The organism is Streptomyces sp. NPDC107500 (assembly GCF_055582785.1).
In genome coordinates this window covers 594,927-609,544 of record NZ_JBVJPF010000006.1, presented here as the reverse complement: position 1 = coordinate 609,544, position 14,618 = coordinate 594,927, and the positions used below count along the sequence as shown (strand labels likewise).

The following is a 14,618-nucleotide window of genomic DNA, read 5'->3' as shown; positions in this document are numbered from 1 at the left end:
GTGCGGAGCCTCTCGTCGTGTCAGGCGGTCGCGAGCGACACCTCCGTCGACTTGATCAGTGCGACGACGGGTGCGCCGACGGACAGGCCCAGGTCCTCGGCGGCCTCCTTGGTGACGACGGCGGTCAGCGCGCCGCCCTCGACGGCGATCCCGACGGACGCCATCGCACCCCCCGCGGTGAGCGCGGTGACGGTGCCGGGGAGCCGGTTGCGGATCGACAGGCCCTCGACACGCCCGGTGGCCAGCGCGACCTCGGTGGACTTCACCAGGGCCCGGACGGCGGTCCCGGCGGCGAGCGCCAGGTCGTCGGCGGAGTCCCGGGTGATCGCCGAGGTCAGGTCTTGGCCGCCGGAGAGGCGGACCTTGACCGTCGCCATGGCCTCGCCCGGGGTGACGGTGGTGACGGTGCCGGGGAGCTGGTTGCGGATGCTCAGGCTCATGGGGGGACGGTAGCCATGGGATGGGAGCAGCGCAGGGCACCCGGGGCGTTGGGCGTAACGCGATATGGCGCCAGTACGTGCCGGAGGGGCTTGGGGGAGGCGGCCATGACCTCGTCAGCACGGCGGATTACGGGGAGTGATCGGCTTTGGACACGCGTCGGGGCCGGTTCGCAACCATGGCTGCGGGCCGGCCCCATGATGCACCGGGCGGGAGTGCTGTCACCCCGGCCGGCGGGTGCTCAGGCGGCGGTGATCAGACCCGCGCCGACGGGGCGGTGCGGGGCGATGATCTGGCCGTCCGGCAGAAGCTCACCGGTGTCCTCGAAGAGGACGACGCCGTTGCACAGCAGGCTCCAGCCCTGCTCCGGGTGGTGCGCCGCGAGGCGGGCGGATTCCCGGTCGGCGGAGTCGGCTGACGGGCACGGTGGCTGGTGCTGACACATGAGTGGGGTCTCTCGGTCTGTGGTGATGGGTGAGTCTGCTGTCTTGTCTGTCCCGCGGCGTGAAGCGTTGTTCATGGCCGCCCCCCGTATGTTTAAGTCGGTCCGAACCCAGTGTTGCCCCACGGGCGCCGATCCGCAGGTATTTCGCAGCACCGCTTCTCACAGGTTGATGACGCATCACCCGCGCGGACGGTTCAGCCCAACTGCACTGTCACTTCGGGTGGTTCGGCATGGCCGAATGGGGCTAGTCCGCGCGGGTGGAGCGTTGCGGGTCAGGCGGGCGAGCTGAGCAGCCCCGTCGGTGTCACCCGGTGCGTGAGAACCGGCAGCAGCTCGGCGACCCGGTGCGGACGGTGGGCCGCGATGCCCGGAGGCGCGGGCGCCAGCGGAATCAGCAGGTCGGCGGCGGCGGGGTGCCCGACGGCGGCGTCCGCGGCGCAGTCGCCGTGCAGCCACAGCGTGAGCATGTACAGCTCGGGGACCGAGAGCAGACGCGGCTGGTAGGACTGGGGGACGGACTCGGCCTGCCGCAGCGCGCGTTCGGTCGAGGCGACGTAGGGGCCCTCGAAGAAGTGCGAGAACGCCCAGCCGTCCGGGGTGAGCATGGTCTCCGCGGCCGCCACCGCCCGTTCGCCGCAGCGGATCAGGAACCGCCACCCGGCCAGCCGCGTCGCCGTCGCGCCGTCCGCCGTGACTCGGTCCAGGACGTGCACGGGCAGCGGCAGTTCGGGTGCGACGGGGCCCTGGGCGCCGAGCAGCGAGGGAGTCCGGGCCTCCCGGACCGCGGTGGGCGAGGAGAGGGCGGTGAGGACGGAGCGCAGGGCGGGCGCGGGGGCCGGCGGGACACGCAGGGGCATGGTGGGTCGCCTCTCATTCGAAGGCACGGTGGCGCGAGGGCGGAGCGGGGCGGACGACGCTGTCAGCTCACGGGGCTGGGGAGGCAGGGGCCGGGGTCCGGGAACCGAGAAGGGGGTGAGGTCTGCCGCGTGTCAGCTCGACGACGGCATCCTTCGACCGTGGGCGCCGGTCTTCTGCCTTGTTCGCGGAGTTTATACGACATGTGTTCAGACTGTGTTTCGGCTAGCCGATTCCGGCAACCAGTACAAGGTTGCATTCGGTCGCCGAGATGCGGGATTTCTCCGGATTTCCGGGCCGATGCGCGACGGTGACCTCGGGGAATGTTCACCGAGCGGTCGGCCAATTGTCGTCGGCGTTTTTCACGAGTTACCGGACCCGGAAACTGCTCCACGCGCCATGCCTGGTGAATGTGCCACCGGTCACATCGGCACAGCGTAGCGGGTGCCGGGCGGCCGCGGGACGTTATCGATCGCTTCGGCTGGGCATCATCCAACCTGACCGGCCACCGGCGGCCGGATCTTGGACTGCCGCTCGCAGAAGGGAAGCTTCCATGGGGGAGAAGGTCGTGGCAGGTCAGTTCGACCTGTCCGATCGCCAGCGCTACCGCGAGAAGCTGAAGCGGTGCCTGACGGGTCTGGAGCGGCTTCTGGCGGAGAAGCGGTTCGACGAACCGAAGAACCTGATGGGGCTGGAGATCGAATTGAATCTCGTCGGTGCGGACGGGATGCCGAAAATGTTGAATGCGCAAGTCCTCGAACGCATCGCGAGCCGGGACTTCCAAACAGAACTCGCCATGTTCAACCTGGAAGTCAACATCGCTCCCCACCGGTTGGGCGGCCGGGTATTCGACCGGCTCGCCGAGGAGATCCGTACGTCTCTGGCATATGCGGACCGCAAGGCCGGCGAGGTCGACGCGGGAATCGCGATGATCGGTATTCTGCCGACGCTGGACCGGGACGATCTCGTTTCCTCCAATCTCTCCGCCGTCGACCGCTACGCCCTGCTCAACGACCAGATCGTGGCCGCCCGCGGCGAGGACTTCACCCTCGACATCGAGGGGGTCGAGCGTCTGACCTGCACCTCCAAGTCCATCGCGCCGGAGGCCGCCTGCACCTCGGTGCAACTGCACCTTCAGGTCACCCCGGACCGCTTCGCCGACGTGTGGAACGCGGCCCAGGCGGTCACCGCCGCGCAGATCGCCGTCGGGGCCAACGCGCCGTTCCTCTTCGGCCGCGAGCTGTGGCGCGAGTCGCGCCCCCCGCTGTTCCAGCAGTCCACCGACACCCGCCCGCCCGAGCTCCAGGCCCAGGGTGTCCGGCCGCGCACCTGGTTCGGGGAGCGCTGGGTGACCTCGGCCTACGACCTGTTCGAGGAGAACCGGCGGTACTTCCCGGCGCTGCTGCCGATCTGCGACGACGAGGACCCGCTGGAGGTCCTGGACGCCGGGGGAGTGCCCTCGCTCGCCGAACTCGTCCTGCACAACGGCACCGTCTACCGCTGGAACCGCCCCGTCTACGACATCGCCGACGGCGTCCCCCACCTGCGGGTGGAGAACCGCGTCCTGCCCGCCGGACCCACCGTCACCGACGTCATCGCCAACGCGGCCTTCTACTACGGTGTGGTGCGCGCGCTCGCCGAGGAGCCCCGGCCGGTCTGGACCCGGCTGCCGTTCGAGGCCGCCGCCGCCAACTTCGAGGCCGCGTGCCGGCACGGCATCGACGCCCGCTTCGAGTGGCCGCGCCGCGGCCGGCTGGGCGGCACCACCGAGGTCGACGCCGCAGTCCTCGTACGCGACGAACTGCTGCCGCTCGCCGAGGCGGGGCTGGACGCGTGGGGCGTGGAGCCCGCCGACCGGGACCTGTACCTCGGTGTGATCGAGGAGCGGTGCCGGCGCCGGGTCAACGGCGCGTCGTGGCAGGCGGCCACGTTCCACCGGGGGCTGGAGGCGGGGCTGTCCCGGGAGGACGCGCTGGCCGCCACGACCCGCCGGTACGTCGAGCTGATGCGCGAGGGTGATCCCGTGCACCTGTGGCCGGTGAGCCTGCCGGAGCCCGCGGCGCTGGGCTGACCCGCACCGGGCCGACGCCGGGTCGGCACCGGGCCCCGCCGCGCACCGTCCCATACTGATCGGGCAAGCTGTGACGTCCCAGCTGGAGGCAGGTGTGCATGGCGGAGGCGGGCCCGGTGGACGATTCGTTCCCTCACAAGCCGGTCGTCGGGGAGCAGGGTCCCCCGGAGCGGCTCTCACAGCGGACCCTGCGTGACGAGACGCTGCTCGTCCTGGCGCTGTCGCTGGGCGCGAGCGGGGTGTCCGCCCTCATCAGCTTCATCGGCTCGGTCACCCGGCCCGGCGGGCTCAAGGACCAGGCGGCCACCCTCAACGCCTCCGCCGCGCCCGGCCGTCCCTGGCTGGACCTGGCCTGGCAGCTCTTCGGCATCACCACGGCCCTCGTCCCCGTCGCCCTCGTCGCGCACCTCCTGCTCCGGGAGGGCAGCGGCCTGCGCGCCCTGGGCTTCGACCGCACCCGGCCGTGGCCCGACCTGGGCCGCGGGGCCGCCGTCGCCGCTGTCATCGGCAGCACCGGCATCGCCTTCTACCTGGCCGCCCGTGGCCTCGGCTTCAACCTCACGGTGGTGCCCGAGGCCCTGCCCGACGTGTGGTGGAAGTACCCCGTACTGATCCTCTCGGCGGTGCAGAACTCCGTCCTGGAGGAGGTCATCGTGGTCGGCTATCTGCTGCGCCGCCTCGACCAGCTCGGCTGGAGCGCGGGCGCCTCGCTGGCGGCCAGCTCGGTGCTGCGCGGGTCGTACCACCTCTACCAGGGCATCGGCGGCTTCATCGGCAACATGGTGATGGGCGTCGTCTTCGTGTACCTGTACCGCCGTTGGGGGCGCGTGGGTCCGCTGGTGGTGGCGCACTCGCTGCTCGACATCGGGGCCTTCGTCGGGTACGCGCTGCTGGCCGGCAAGGTGGGCTGGCTGCCGACGGCGTGAGCGCGCGGGCGGGGAACGGCGTGCGCGTGCCGGATGACCCGGCGCGGGAGCGGCGCCGTCCGTCCCGGGTGGCGCTGCGCGTGGGACTCCCCGCCCCGTCCCGACGGCCGGTCAGGCCAGCAGCTCGCCCTCGATCACCGTCACCGCGCTGCCGCTGAGCAGCGTGCGCTCGCCCCGTAGTTCCGTGCGGACCAGGCCGGAGCGAGGGGATGCCTGGAGCCCGGTGAGGGCGGGCCGGCCCAGTCGCCCGGACCAGAAGGGCGCGAGGGCCGTGTGGGCACTGCCCGTGACGGGGTCCTCGTCGATGCCGACGTTCGGGAAGAAGCAGCGGGAGACGAAGTCGTACCCCCGGGCGGGGTCGTCCGCGCGGGCGGTGGCGATGACGCCCCGCTCGGAGTGGGCGCCCAGCGCCTTGTGGTCCGGCGTCAGGGCGCGCACGGTCCCCTCGTCGGCGACCTCGACCAGCAGGTCACCGATGTTCGGCCCGGTGTCGAGGACGGTGAGGGGGTCGGCGCCGAGGGCCTCGGCGACGCCCGCCGGGGTCTCGACCGGAGTCAGCGGCGCGGTCGGGAAGTCCAGGGTGACGGAGCCGTCCTCGTGGGGCGTCGCGACGAGGACGCCGCTTCGGGTGGCGAACCGCACCGGGCCCTCGTGGGCGCCGGTGGTGCGCAGCACGTGGGCCGTGGCGAGGGTCGCGTGGCCGCACATCGCGACCTCGGTGGCCGGCGTGAACCAGCGCAGCGCCCAGTCGGCCTCGCCGCCCGCGGGCAGGGGGTGGGCGAACGCCGTCTCGGCGTGATTGACCTCCAGGGCGACCCGCTGCAGTCGGTCGTCGTCCGGGAAGGCGTCGAGGAGCAGGACCCCGGCGGGGTTGCCGGCGAAGGGCCGGTCGGTGAAGGCGTCGACGATTCGGATACGCATGCCCCGACGCTAGACGTCGCGCGGGTCCGCGGACCAAGGCCAATCGCCGGTCGCTGGACCGGGTTTCACGTGGTTCGCGGGCGGTGCGGGACATCCGCCCATCCGCCCATTCGGCCGTGAGAGCTGGGGATCGAAGCGGGGGGTTGCTCTGCGATAGGTTCCGATATATCGTTGAGGCATCGCGACAGATCAACGACTGAATGGAGTGATTGCGATGCGTACCCACGGATACGAGCGTGGACATGGTGGACAGGGCCGCGGCGAAGGCGGCCCCTACGGCCGTGGCGGCTTCGACGGGCGGCGTGCGGCCTTCGGTCCCTTCGGGCCGGGTGGCCCCGGCGGCGGCTCCGGTGGTCCGTTCGGGCCGGGCTTCGGTCACGGCGGCCCCTGGGGCGGTCGAGGGCGCGGCGGGCCCAGGGGGAGGGCACGGCGGGGCGACGTGAAGGCGTCGATCCTGGCCCTCCTGAAGGACCGGCCGATGCACGGTTACGAGATGATCCAGGAGATCGCCGAGCGCAGCGGCGGGGCGTGGAAGCCCAGTCCCGGTTCGGTGTACCCCACCCTCCAGCTGCTGGAGGACGAGGGCCTGATCGCCAGCGAGAGCGAGGGCGGCAAGAAGCTGTTCGCGCTCACCGAGGAGGGCCGTGCCGCGGCCGAGGAAGGCCCCGACGCACCCTGGGAAGACGCTTCGAAGGGCGTCGACTGGGAGGCCCTGAACGACATCCGGCAGGCCGGGTTCGGGCTGATGGAGGCGTTCGGCCAGGTCTGGAAGACCGGCAGCAAGGAGCAGCGCGAGAAGGCGCTCACCGTCATCGGTGACGCCCGCAAGAAGCTGTACCTGATCCTCGCCGACGAGGACTGACGGAGTGCCGGGTGCCCCGCGGAGTGATCCGCGGGGCACCTTCGCGTGCGCGGGGCGAAACGGCTTGATCTCATCCGCAAGGAGGAGATTCCGGCCGTGCGGGTCCACTCTGTGTGGGACGCCGAAATGCTCCCCCTCGGGGATGACGCGCACGTCCGGGACTGGTGAGCTGGGAGATGTGCAACCCCGTATCCCCCGGCAGTCGGCCGGCGAGCAGGACGCCCGGCGCCCGGACGGCACCGATCTCGATCACCGGTTCACCGCGGAACTGGCGTCGGCGGTCTCCGGTGCCCGCCGCAGGGCGGTGCGGGACGGGGACCGGCAGGTCGACACGGCCCATCTGCTGCACTCCCTCCTGGAATCCGACGGCGAGGTCCGGGCGGTGCTCGGGGACGGCCCCCGGATCGCCCGGCTGCTCGGCTACCTCGTGCAGCGCAGCATCGGCTACGGCCTGCGCTGGCAGAGCGCCGTCGAGGACTCCGGAGCGGTCCCCCTGGTGACCGGTGTCGCCGGATTCTCGCCGCTGGCCGCGGCGGCCATGGAGGAGGCCGGCGCGCGTGCCGCACGGCGCGGGCACGTCCGGGCCTGTGGTGTCGACCTGCTCGCCGCCCTGGTCGCGGACCCGCAGGCGCGCGCCGTCGAGATCCTGGCCCGTGTGGCGGTCGAGCCGCGCACGGTCGTCGCCGACGTGGACCGGTACTTCGAACCGGCGCCCTGAGCCCCGGGGTTCGGCTGCCCGGGCCCAGGTGCCGCCACGCCCGCCCGGCGCCGGCCGGCGAACCCCCGTCCCGTCCCGGACGTCCAGTCGGTGAGACAGGTGTCATTGGGGGTGACGGTCATGTCGACCCCTGTCATCATGTGCCGGTGCATACGTCTGACAGCGCTCGCGGCAGCCGCGGCAAGGGGACCGGGCTCGGCCTGGCGCTCGCGTCCGCGGTCGCCTTCGGCGGTTCCGGAGTCGCGGCCAAGCCGCTCATCGAGGCGGGTCTCGACCCGCTCCACGTGGTCTGGCTGCGGGTGGCCGGCGCCGCCCTGGTGATGCTGCCGCTCGCCGTGCGCCACCGCGACCTGCTGCGCCGCCGCCCGGGCCTGCTCGCCGGGTTCGGCCTGCTGGCCGTGGCCGGTGTGCAGGCCTGCTACTTCGCGGCCATCTCCCGCATCCCCGTGGGCGTCGCCCTGCTCGTCGAGTACCTCGCGCCCGCCCTGGTCCTGGGCTGGGTCCGGTTCGTGCAGCGGCGGCCGGTGACCCGGGCCGCGGCACTCGGCGTGGTCCTCGCGGTCGGCGGTCTCGCCTGTGTGGTGGAGGTCTGGTCGGGGCTGCGCTTCGACGCCGTCGGACTGCTGCTCGCGCTCGGCGCCGCCTGCTGCCAGGTCGGTTACTTCGTCCTGTCCGACCAGGGCAGCGAAGCCGGTGACGAGGCCCCCGACCCACTCGGTGTGATCGCCTACGGCCTGCTCGTCGGGGCCGCTGTGCTCACCGTCGTGGCCCGCCCCTGGTCGATGGACTGGTCCGTCCTCGGCCACACCGCCCCCATGGACGGCACCCCGGTCGCCGCGGCCCTGCTGCTCGCCTGGATCGTGTTCGTCGCCACGGTCCTCGCCTACGTCACCGGCGTGGTGGCCGTGCGCCGGCTGTCTCCGCAGGTCGCCGGCGTCGTGGCCTGCCTCGAAGCGGTCGTCGCGACCGTGCTGGCCTGGGTGCTGCTCGGCGAGCACCTCTCCGCCCCGCAGATCGTCGGCGGTGTCGTGGTGCTGGCCGGTGCCTTCATCGCCCAGTCCTCGACGCCCGCCAAGGGCTCCGCGGAACCGGTGGCCGCCGGCGGGGAGGAAAGGGAGTTGTCCCGGCGGGGAACGGCGGCCTAGGGTGCGGATCATGCACTCCGACGCACTCGTCCTCCCGCCTCCGGCCGCCTGAGGCGGGCCCCTGTGACGAGCCCGGCGCGTGGTCGCCGGGCCGGACGGTGCTGCCCGCAGACGCAGTCCTCGCGCCCCCGGTAGCTCCGGGGCCGCTCCGAACGTCCGCGCCTCGTGCGCGTCTGCGGAGAGAACTCGTGTCGAATGCCGTCTCCGGCCTGCCCGTCGGGCGTGGCCTCCTCTATCTGATCGTCGCCGGTGTCGCCTGGGGCACCGCCGGTGCCGCCGCCTCGCTGGTCTACCGGTCCAGTGACATGGGCCCCGTCGCCCTGTCCTTCTGGCGCTGCGCCGTGGGACTCGTCCTGCTGCTCGCCGTCCGTCCGCTGCGTCCGCGCGGACGGAGGACGGCCGTGGCCGAGCCGTTCGCCCGCAAGGCGCGGCGGGCGCTCGTCACCGGCCTCGGTCTCGCGGTGTTCCAGACCGCCTACTTCGCCGCGGTGCAGTCCACCGGGCTGGCCGTGGCCACCGTCATCACCCTGGGCGCCGGGCCGGTGCTGATCGCGCTCGGCGCGCGCCTCGCCCTCGGTGAGCACCTCGGACCGGGCGGTGCCACCGCCGTCGTCGGCGCGCTCGCCGGGCTCGTGGTGCTCGTCCTCGGCGGAGGGGGCACCACCGTCCGCCTCTCGGGCGTACTCCTCGCGCTGCTGTCCGCCGCCGGGTACTCGGTGATGACCCTGCTCACCCGCTGGTGGGGCCGCGACGGCGGGGCGGACGCCGGGAGCACGTCGGTGGGGGCCTTCGCCGTCACCAGCCTGTGCCTGCTGCCGCTCGCCCTCGCCGAGGGGCTGCTGCCGCACACCGCCGAACCGGTCCGGCTCGGGTTGCTGCTCGCGTACGTCGCCGCCGTGCCGACCGCCCTCGCCTACGGGCTCTACTTCGCCGGAGCGGCCGTGGTCCGGTCCGCCACCGTCTCCGTGATCATGCTCCTGGAGCCGGTCAGCGCGGCGGCGCTCGCCGTCCTGCTGCTCGGGGAGCACCTCACGGCGGCGACCCTGGCCGGCACGCTGCTGATGCTCGGCTCGGTGGCGGGGCTCGCGGTGGCGGAGACCAGGGCGGCACGCACGCGGCCCGCGCCCGCCTAGGGGTGGACCGGCATCACAGGGCCGACAGGTAGCCGGGCAGGGTGGTGCCGGCGTCGAGGTCCGGGTCGGCGACCGGGGCGTCGTACCCCTTGCGCACCGGGACCAGGCCCGCCCAGTGGGGGAGGGCGAGGTCCTCCGGTTCGTCGTTCACGCCGCCGGTGCGGAGCTTGGCGGAGACCTCGTTCAGGTCGAGGCGGATCACGGCGGTGGCGGCCAGCTCCTTCTTGTTGGCGGGCCGGGAGTCCCGGGAGCGGCCGGGGACGACGTGGTCGACCAGGGCGTCCAGGGCGGTGCGCCGCTCCTGGGGGTCCGTCACCTCGTACGCCGTGCCGTGCACCACCACCGACCGGTAGTTGATCGAGTGGTGGAAGGCGGAGCGGGCCAGCACCAGCGCGTCCACGTGGGTCACCGTCAGGCACACCGGCAGGCCCGGGTCCGCGGCGCCGGTCATCCGCAGCGGGCGCGAGCCCGTCGAGCCGTGCACGTAGAGCCGCTCGCCCACCCGCCCGTAGAGGGTCGGCAGGACCACCGGGGCGCCGTCCCGGACGAAGCCGAGATGGCAGACGTACCCCTCGTCGAGTATCGCGTGCACCAGTTCCCTGTCGTACGAGGCCCGGTCGGGGGAGCGGGTGGGGACGGTGCGGTCGGTGGACGGGTACGTGGTCGTCGGCTGCGACGGCGGCTGCGCGGTCCCCTGCATGGCGATCTCCATTGCACTAGTGCATACTGCTGTTTGTGCTAGGAGAGTATCTGATCGCGGGACGGGGCGCAGCGGAGATTTCCGCGAGCGTCGAGCGTGCGGTGGGCTCGGGAGAGCTGGAGCCGGGGCAACCGCTGCCGCCGATGCGGGAGTTGGCGGAGCAGCTCGGGGTGAACCCGAACACCGTCGCCGCCGCCTACCGCACCCTGCGCGAGCGCGGGGTGATCGAGACGGCCGGGCGCCGGGGCAGCCGGGTGCGCGCCAAGCCCGCCACCACGGGCCGCGAGTTCATCCGGGTGGAGGTGCCCGAGGGGGTGCGCGACCTCTCCGACGGCAATCCGGACCCGGCGCTGCTGCCCGCGCTGGGCCCGGTGTTCGCCGCGGCGGCCGAGCAGGGCGACCGGGATCCGGTGATGTACGGGCACGCCGCCGTCACCGCCGAACTCGCGCGCGTCGCCCGCGCCGAACTGGACGCCGACGGAGTGCCCGACGGACCCGTGGTGGTCACCTCCGGCTCGCTGGACGCCATGGAACGGGTGCTCGCGACCCACCTCAGACCCGGTGACGCCGTCGCCGTGGAGGACCCGGGCTGGGGCAGCCTCCTCGACCTGGTCCCCGCGCTCGGACTGCGCACGGTCCCGGTCCGCGTCGACGACGAGGGACCGCTGCCCGAGGACGTGCGCCGGGTGCTGGCGGCCGGCGCCCGCGCGCTGGTCGTCACCGTCCGCGCGCAGAACCCGACGGGCGCGGCCGTCGGCGCGGCGCGCGCGGCCGACCTGCGGTCCGTGCTGAGCGACCATCCCGAGACCCTGCTGATCGAGGACGACCACGGCCACCGCATCGTCGACCTGCCCCCGCAGCCCCTCGCCGGTACGACCCACAGCTGGGCCTTCGTGCGCTCGGCGGCCAAGGCCTGCGGGCCCGACCTGCGGCTCGCCGTGTTCACGGGGGACGCCGTCACGCTCGACCGGGTCCGCGGCCGCCAGCGGCTGGGGCCCGGCTGGGTCAGCCACGTCACCCAGCGGGCCGTGGCCCTGCTGTGGGCGGGCGACGCGGTCGACGCGCACGCGGTCGCACCGGTGTACGGGCGGCGCCGGGACGCGCTGCTCGCCGCCCTCGCGGACCACGGGGTCGCCGCGCACGGCCGCAGCGGTATGAACGTGTGGATCCCGGTGCCGGACGAGACCGGTGCCGTCGCCCGGCTGCTGCACGCCGGCTGGGCCGTGGCCCCCGGCGCGCGCTTCCGCGTCAGCGCCCCGCCGGGCATCCGGATCACGGTGTCGACGCTGTCCGAGGAGGACATCGGCCCGCTGGCGGCGGCGGTCGCGGCAGCGGTGGGGCCGGGGGCGGAAGCCTCGCGGAGCTACGTCTGAGACGCGGTGGTCCGAGGGCGCTCCCGGAGCCCCGTGTCCCCGCGGTCCGGGACCGGGGCGACCGTGGGCGATCCGGCGGCCCTGGGCCGGGACTGGGTCAGCGCCGCCCCGGCGAGGACGACGACCGCGCCGACCGGGGTCGACCAGGACAGCGACTCACCGAGGAGCGCCACGCCCGCCGCGGTGGCGATGACCGGGGTGAAGTACGTGACCATCTGGGCCGTCGTCGGCCCGACCTCCGCGACCAGTTCGTACTGGATCAGGAAGGCGAGCCCGGTGCCGAGGACGCCCAGGGCCGCCACCGACAGCAGCGGCAGGATCGGAAAACTGGTCGGGACCGAGGTGAACAGCGGTGTCACGAAGGCGAGTTGCAGCGTGGCGAGGCCCAGCTGGGCGCCCGTCAGTGAGAGGTGGGAGTGGCTGGAGCCGGCCAGGGTGCGGCGCACGTAGATCCAGCCGACCGGATAGCTGAGCGAGGCCAGCAGCGCCAGGGCGGTGCCCGTGGCGTCCAGTCCGTCGAAGCCCTGCCAGACGCCCAGCACCGTCAGGACGCCCAGGAACCCGATGCCGAGCCCTGCCACCCGGCGTCGCGTCGGCCGGTCCTCGGAGAGGGCGACCAGCGACAGGGCCATGCCCCACAGCGGCGAGGTCGCGTTGCAGATGCCGGCGAGCGACGACGGGATCGTCAGTTCCGAGAAGGCGAACAGCGAGAACGGCAGCGCGTTCAGCAGGAACCCGGCGACCGTCAGATGCACCCAGGTCCAGGCACCGCGCGGCAGCCGCTCCCGCTTCACCGCCATCGCGGCCGCGACCACCGCCGTGCCGAAGGCCAGCCGCCCCAGCGTGACCTGGAACGGGGCGAAACTCTCCGTCCCCACCTTCATGAAGAGGAAGCTGAAACCCCAGACCAGGGAGAGGAACCCGAAGCGCAGCCGCCAGTCGAGGACGCGACGGGCCACGGGGGAGGACGTACCACTGCTGCTCATGCGAGCAACGATGGAGCAGGTCCTCCTCGTAGCACAATCGAGATTTCGCACCCAATATCTCGTAGTGTTGCTTACATGTTGAACCTGGAGCGCCTGCGCACCCTCGACGCCCTCGCCCGGCACGGTTCGGTGAGCGGCGCCGCCGCCGGTCTGCACATCACCACCTCCGCCGTCTCCCAGCAGATGGCCAAGCTGGAGCGCGAGGCCGGACAGCGACTGCTGGCGAAGAACGGGCGCGGGGTGCGGCTCACCGACGCGGGCCGACTGCTCGCCGAGCACGCGGCCCGCATCCTCTCCCAGGTCGAGCTGGCCCAGGCCGACCTGGAGGCGCAGCGCGGGCAGGTGGCGGGCGAGCTGCGGCTGTCCGCGTTCCCGACCGCCGCCCGCGGGCTCTTCCCCACGGCTCTCGCCGCCCTGCGCACCGAGCACCCCGCGCTGCGCCTGCGCTCCTGCGAGCTGGAACCGGAACGCGGCATCAACGGCGTGGTCCGCGGCGACCTCGACCTGGCCGTCGTCCTCGACTGGTACAACAAGCCGATGCCGCTGCCCGACGGTCTGGTCAAGGCGCCGCTCCTCGACGACCCCGCCGACGTGGCCATGCCGGCCGGCCACCGGCTCGCGGGCCGGGACGAGGTTGACCTCGCCGAGTTCGCCGAGGACGAGTGGATCACCTGGGGCGAGGGTGAGTTCTGCCACGAGTGGCTGATGTTCACGCTGCGCTCGAAGGGCATCGAGCCGATCGTCGGACACCGCGCCGCCGAGACCCACACCCAGCTCGGTCTGGTCGCCGCGGGGCTCGGCGTGTGCATCGCGCCCCTGCTCGGGCGCCAGCCGATGCCCGCGGAGGTCGTCACCGTCCCCTTGAAGCAGCGGGTGCGCCGGCACGTGTACGTCGTGTGGCGCGCGGACGCGGACCGCCGCCCGTCGATCCGGGCGGCGGTGGACGCGCTGCGGGCGACCGCGGCGAAGGTGGGACAGGCGGGCTGAGTCCGCTACGGCGACGCCAGCTTGCGGAAGTCCCAGCTGACGACCTTCTCCGGCGTCAGCCGCAGCCAGGCGTGCCGGCCGTCGTGGGGCAGCTCCTCCAGGCCGAAGTTCTTGCGGGCGAACAGCGTCTCCGGGAAGTCGAGTTCGGCGCAGAGTTCACCGGTGCGCGGTACCTCGCCCACGACCTCCACCCGGCCGGACAGCTCCGCGCCCCGCAACTGGTCGTACTCCTCACCGGTGTCCACCACGATCGCCACCCGCGGGTCGCGCCGCAGATCCGTCCAGCGCCTGCTGCGCACGACCGAGTACAGCCACATCGAGGCACCGTCCCAGGCGAACCACAGCGTGCTCACGTGCGGGGCGCCGTCGGCGGAGACCGTGGCGACCCGGCAGGTGCGCTGGGTGGTGAGGAACGCCTCCAGTTCGCCGGGGGTCATCATGATCTTCCGGCCCCGGCGCTGGGTCGCGGTCATCCGGCCAGCTGGATCGAGTCCCCGCTGACCGTGATCTGCACGGCGGGCAGCGGCTTGGGCGCCGGACCGCTCTGCACGCTGCCGTCGGTGATGGAGAAGTTGCTGTTGTGACAGGGACAGTTGATGACCCCGTCGGACACGCTCTTCACGGCGCAGCCCTGGTGGGTGCAGGTGGCGGAGAACGCCTTGAACTCGCCCTTGGAAGGCTGGGTGACCACGACCTTCTGGTCGGCGAAGACCATCCCGCCGCCCTCGGGGATGTCGGCGGTCGCCGCGAGAGCCGCTCCCGCACCGGCGTCCTCGCCGCCCGCATCCGCGGACGCCGAGTCCGGGGGAGCGTTCGTGGGGTCGGTCGACGCGTCCTCGTCCGAGCCTCCACACGCCGCCAGCACGGCGGTGAGCCCCGCCGCTCCGGCCGCCGCCACGACGGTACGACGGGCCGGCCCGGCGGGATGAAACGATGCGCTGGTCATGCTGGGGTTCCCTTCGGGGGGATGCGTGATGATCTGCCGAGAGGTACGGCCCCGTGGCACGTGCTGTTCAGACCGTGCGGTGATGCTGTCGGTTCGGCGGTCGGGCGGGCGT

16 protein-coding genes are annotated in these 14,618 nt (G+C 73.0%); 8 read left to right on the top strand and 8 right to left on the bottom strand.

Features of this window, described 5'->3' with window-relative positions:
• Positions 1 to 20: 20 nt before the first annotated feature.
• From ACZ67M_RS26465 to ACZ67M_RS26455, 3 genes are all read right to left on the bottom strand, one after another.
• Entirely contained in the window at positions 21 to 440 is a 420-nt protein-coding gene (locus ACZ67M_RS26465; protein ID WP_361355566.1) for a TOBE domain-containing protein, read from the bottom strand.
• Positions 441 to 679: 239 nt separating this feature from the next.
• Positions 680 to 883 carry a DUF5999 family protein gene (locus ACZ67M_RS26460; RefSeq protein ID WP_122621018.1) on the bottom strand — a complete coding sequence of 68 codons (204 nt, stop codon included), beginning with the start codon at positions 881 to 883 and terminating at the stop codon, positions 680 to 682.
• A 272-nt stretch (positions 884 to 1,155) separates the two neighbouring features.
• Complete coding sequence (locus ACZ67M_RS26455; RefSeq protein WP_392102750.1) at positions 1,156 to 1,740, bottom strand: hypothetical protein; 585 nt, start codon at positions 1,738 to 1,740, stop codon at positions 1,156 to 1,158.
• A 551-nt stretch (positions 1,741 to 2,291) separates the two neighbouring features.
• Between ACZ67M_RS26455 and ACZ67M_RS26450 the strand changes: the two genes are divergently transcribed.
• Together ACZ67M_RS26450 and ACZ67M_RS26445 are read left to right on the top strand one after the other, a co-directional pair.
• Positions 2,292 to 3,809, top strand: coding sequence for a glutamate-cysteine ligase family protein (locus ACZ67M_RS26450; protein WP_385795506.1), 1,518 nt, complete (start codon positions 2,292 to 2,294; stop codon positions 3,807 to 3,809).
• A 98-nt stretch (positions 3,810 to 3,907) separates the two neighbouring features.
• The gene (locus ACZ67M_RS26445) at positions 3,908 to 4,735 is read left to right on the top strand and encodes a CPBP family intramembrane glutamic endopeptidase (protein WP_469853024.1); all 828 of its coding nucleotides are present in this window, start codon (positions 3,908 to 3,910) and stop codon (positions 4,733 to 4,735) included.
• A 111-nt stretch (positions 4,736 to 4,846) separates the two neighbouring features.
• On the opposite strand, the gene ACZ67M_RS26440 is transcribed toward ACZ67M_RS26445, so the two are convergent.
• Positions 4,847 to 5,656, bottom strand: coding sequence for a PhzF family phenazine biosynthesis protein (locus ACZ67M_RS26440; RefSeq protein WP_385795503.1), 810 nt, complete (start codon positions 5,654 to 5,656; stop codon positions 4,847 to 4,849).
• Between the two features lie 214 nt (positions 5,657 to 5,870).
• Between ACZ67M_RS26440 and ACZ67M_RS26435 the strand changes: the two genes are divergently transcribed.
• From ACZ67M_RS26435 to ACZ67M_RS26420, 4 genes are all read left to right on the top strand, one after another.
• Positions 5,871 to 6,518 carry a PadR family transcriptional regulator gene (locus tag ACZ67M_RS26435; protein ID WP_361355575.1) on the top strand — a complete coding sequence of 216 codons (648 nt, stop codon included), beginning with the start codon at positions 5,871 to 5,873 and terminating at the stop codon, positions 6,516 to 6,518.
• Between the two features lie 178 nt (positions 6,519 to 6,696).
• On the top strand, positions 6,697 to 7,236 hold the full coding sequence (locus ACZ67M_RS26430) for a Clp protease N-terminal domain-containing protein (protein ID WP_392018533.1): 540 nt from the start codon (positions 6,697 to 6,699) through the stop codon (positions 7,234 to 7,236).
• A gap of 140 nt (positions 7,237 to 7,376) precedes the next feature.
• The gene (locus ACZ67M_RS26425) at positions 7,377 to 8,381 is read left to right on the top strand and encodes an EamA family transporter (RefSeq protein ID WP_361355578.1); all 1,005 of its coding nucleotides are present in this window, start codon (positions 7,377 to 7,379) and stop codon (positions 8,379 to 8,381) included.
• 188 nt (positions 8,382 to 8,569) lie between these two features.
• Positions 8,570 to 9,514, top strand: coding sequence for a DMT family transporter (locus tag ACZ67M_RS26420; protein ID WP_467323639.1), 945 nt, complete (start codon positions 8,570 to 8,572; stop codon positions 9,512 to 9,514).
• Between the two features lie 13 nt (positions 9,515 to 9,527).
• Here ACZ67M_RS26420 and ACZ67M_RS26415 read toward each other — a convergent pair whose 3' ends face one another.
• Positions 9,528 to 10,214, bottom strand: coding sequence for a pyridoxamine 5'-phosphate oxidase family protein (locus ACZ67M_RS26415; protein WP_392018529.1), 687 nt, complete (start codon positions 10,212 to 10,214; stop codon positions 9,528 to 9,530).
• Positions 10,215 to 10,249: 35 nt separating this feature from the next.
• Between ACZ67M_RS26415 and ACZ67M_RS26410 the strand changes: the two genes are divergently transcribed.
• Positions 10,250 to 11,587 (top strand): aminotransferase class I/II-fold pyridoxal phosphate-dependent enzyme, encoded by a 1,338-nt coding sequence (locus ACZ67M_RS26410; RefSeq protein ID WP_469853021.1) that lies wholly within the window; start codon positions 10,250 to 10,252, stop codon positions 11,585 to 11,587.
• On the opposite strand, the gene ACZ67M_RS26405 is transcribed toward ACZ67M_RS26410, so the two are convergent.
• Positions 11,578 to 12,573 carry a DMT family transporter gene (locus tag ACZ67M_RS26405; protein ID WP_469853020.1) on the bottom strand — a complete coding sequence of 332 codons (996 nt, stop codon included), beginning with the start codon at positions 12,571 to 12,573 and terminating at the stop codon, positions 11,578 to 11,580. The genes ACZ67M_RS26410 and ACZ67M_RS26405 overlap by 10 nt on opposite strands.
• Positions 12,574 to 12,648: 75 nt before the next feature.
• On the opposite strand from ACZ67M_RS26405, the gene ACZ67M_RS26400 reads away from it, so the two are divergent.
• On the top strand, positions 12,649 to 13,560 hold the full coding sequence (locus ACZ67M_RS26400; protein WP_450729604.1) for a LysR family transcriptional regulator: 912 nt from the start codon (positions 12,649 to 12,651) through the stop codon (positions 13,558 to 13,560).
• Between the two features lie 5 nt (positions 13,561 to 13,565).
• Here the strand turns inward: ACZ67M_RS26400 and ACZ67M_RS26395 are convergent, their stop codons facing one another.
• Both ACZ67M_RS26395 and ACZ67M_RS26390 read right to left on the bottom strand, forming a co-directional pair.
• Positions 13,566 to 14,033, bottom strand: coding sequence for a pyridoxamine 5'-phosphate oxidase family protein (locus ACZ67M_RS26395; protein WP_122621005.1), 468 nt, complete (start codon positions 14,031 to 14,033; stop codon positions 13,566 to 13,568).
• Positions 14,030 to 14,506: a Rieske (2Fe-2S) protein gene (locus tag ACZ67M_RS26390; protein ID WP_469853018.1), complete on the bottom strand. Its 477-nt coding sequence runs from the start codon at positions 14,504 to 14,506 to the stop codon at positions 14,030 to 14,032. The genes ACZ67M_RS26395 and ACZ67M_RS26390 overlap by 4 nt, the downstream gene beginning before the upstream one ends.
• Positions 14,507 to 14,618 lie beyond the last annotated feature (112 nt).

Coding starts and splice junctions, on each gene's coding strand:
- ACZ67M_RS26405 (WP_469853020.1), bottom strand. CDS start 12,573: ATGAGCAGCAGTGGTACGTCCTCCCCCGTGGCCCGTCGCGTCCTCGAC.
- ACZ67M_RS26435 (WP_361355575.1), top strand. CDS start 5,871: ATGCGTACCCACGGATACGAGCGTGGACATGGTGGACAGGGCCGCGGC.
- ACZ67M_RS26450 (WP_385795506.1), top strand. CDS start 2,292: ATGGGGGAGAAGGTCGTGGCAGGTCAGTTCGACCTGTCCGATCGCCAG.
- ACZ67M_RS26440 (WP_385795503.1), bottom strand. CDS start 5,656: ATGCGTATCCGAATCGTCGACGCCTTCACCGACCGGCCCTTCGCCGGC.
- ACZ67M_RS26455 (WP_392102750.1), bottom strand. CDS start 1,740: ATGCCCCTGCGTGTCCCGCCGGCCCCCGCGCCCGCCCTGCGCTCCGTC.
- ACZ67M_RS26390 (WP_469853018.1), bottom strand. CDS start 14,506: ATGACCAGCGCATCGTTTCATCCCGCCGGGCCGGCCCGTCGTACCGTC.
- ACZ67M_RS26400 (WP_450729604.1), top strand. CDS start 12,649: ATGTTGAACCTGGAGCGCCTGCGCACCCTCGACGCCCTCGCCCGGCAC.
- ACZ67M_RS26395 (WP_122621005.1), bottom strand. CDS start 14,033: ATGACCGCGACCCAGCGCCGGGGCCGGAAGATCATGATGACCCCCGGC.
- ACZ67M_RS26415 (WP_392018529.1), bottom strand. CDS start 10,214: ATGCAGGGGACCGCGCAGCCGCCGTCGCAGCCGACGACCACGTACCCG.
- ACZ67M_RS26445 (WP_469853024.1), top strand. CDS start 3,908: ATGGCGGAGGCGGGCCCGGTGGACGATTCGTTCCCTCACAAGCCGGTC.
- ACZ67M_RS26465 (WP_361355566.1), bottom strand. CDS start 440: ATGAGCCTGAGCATCCGCAACCAGCTCCCCGGCACCGTCACCACCGTC.
- ACZ67M_RS26460 (WP_122621018.1), bottom strand. CDS start 883: ATGTGTCAGCACCAGCCACCGTGCCCGTCAGCCGACTCCGCCGACCGG.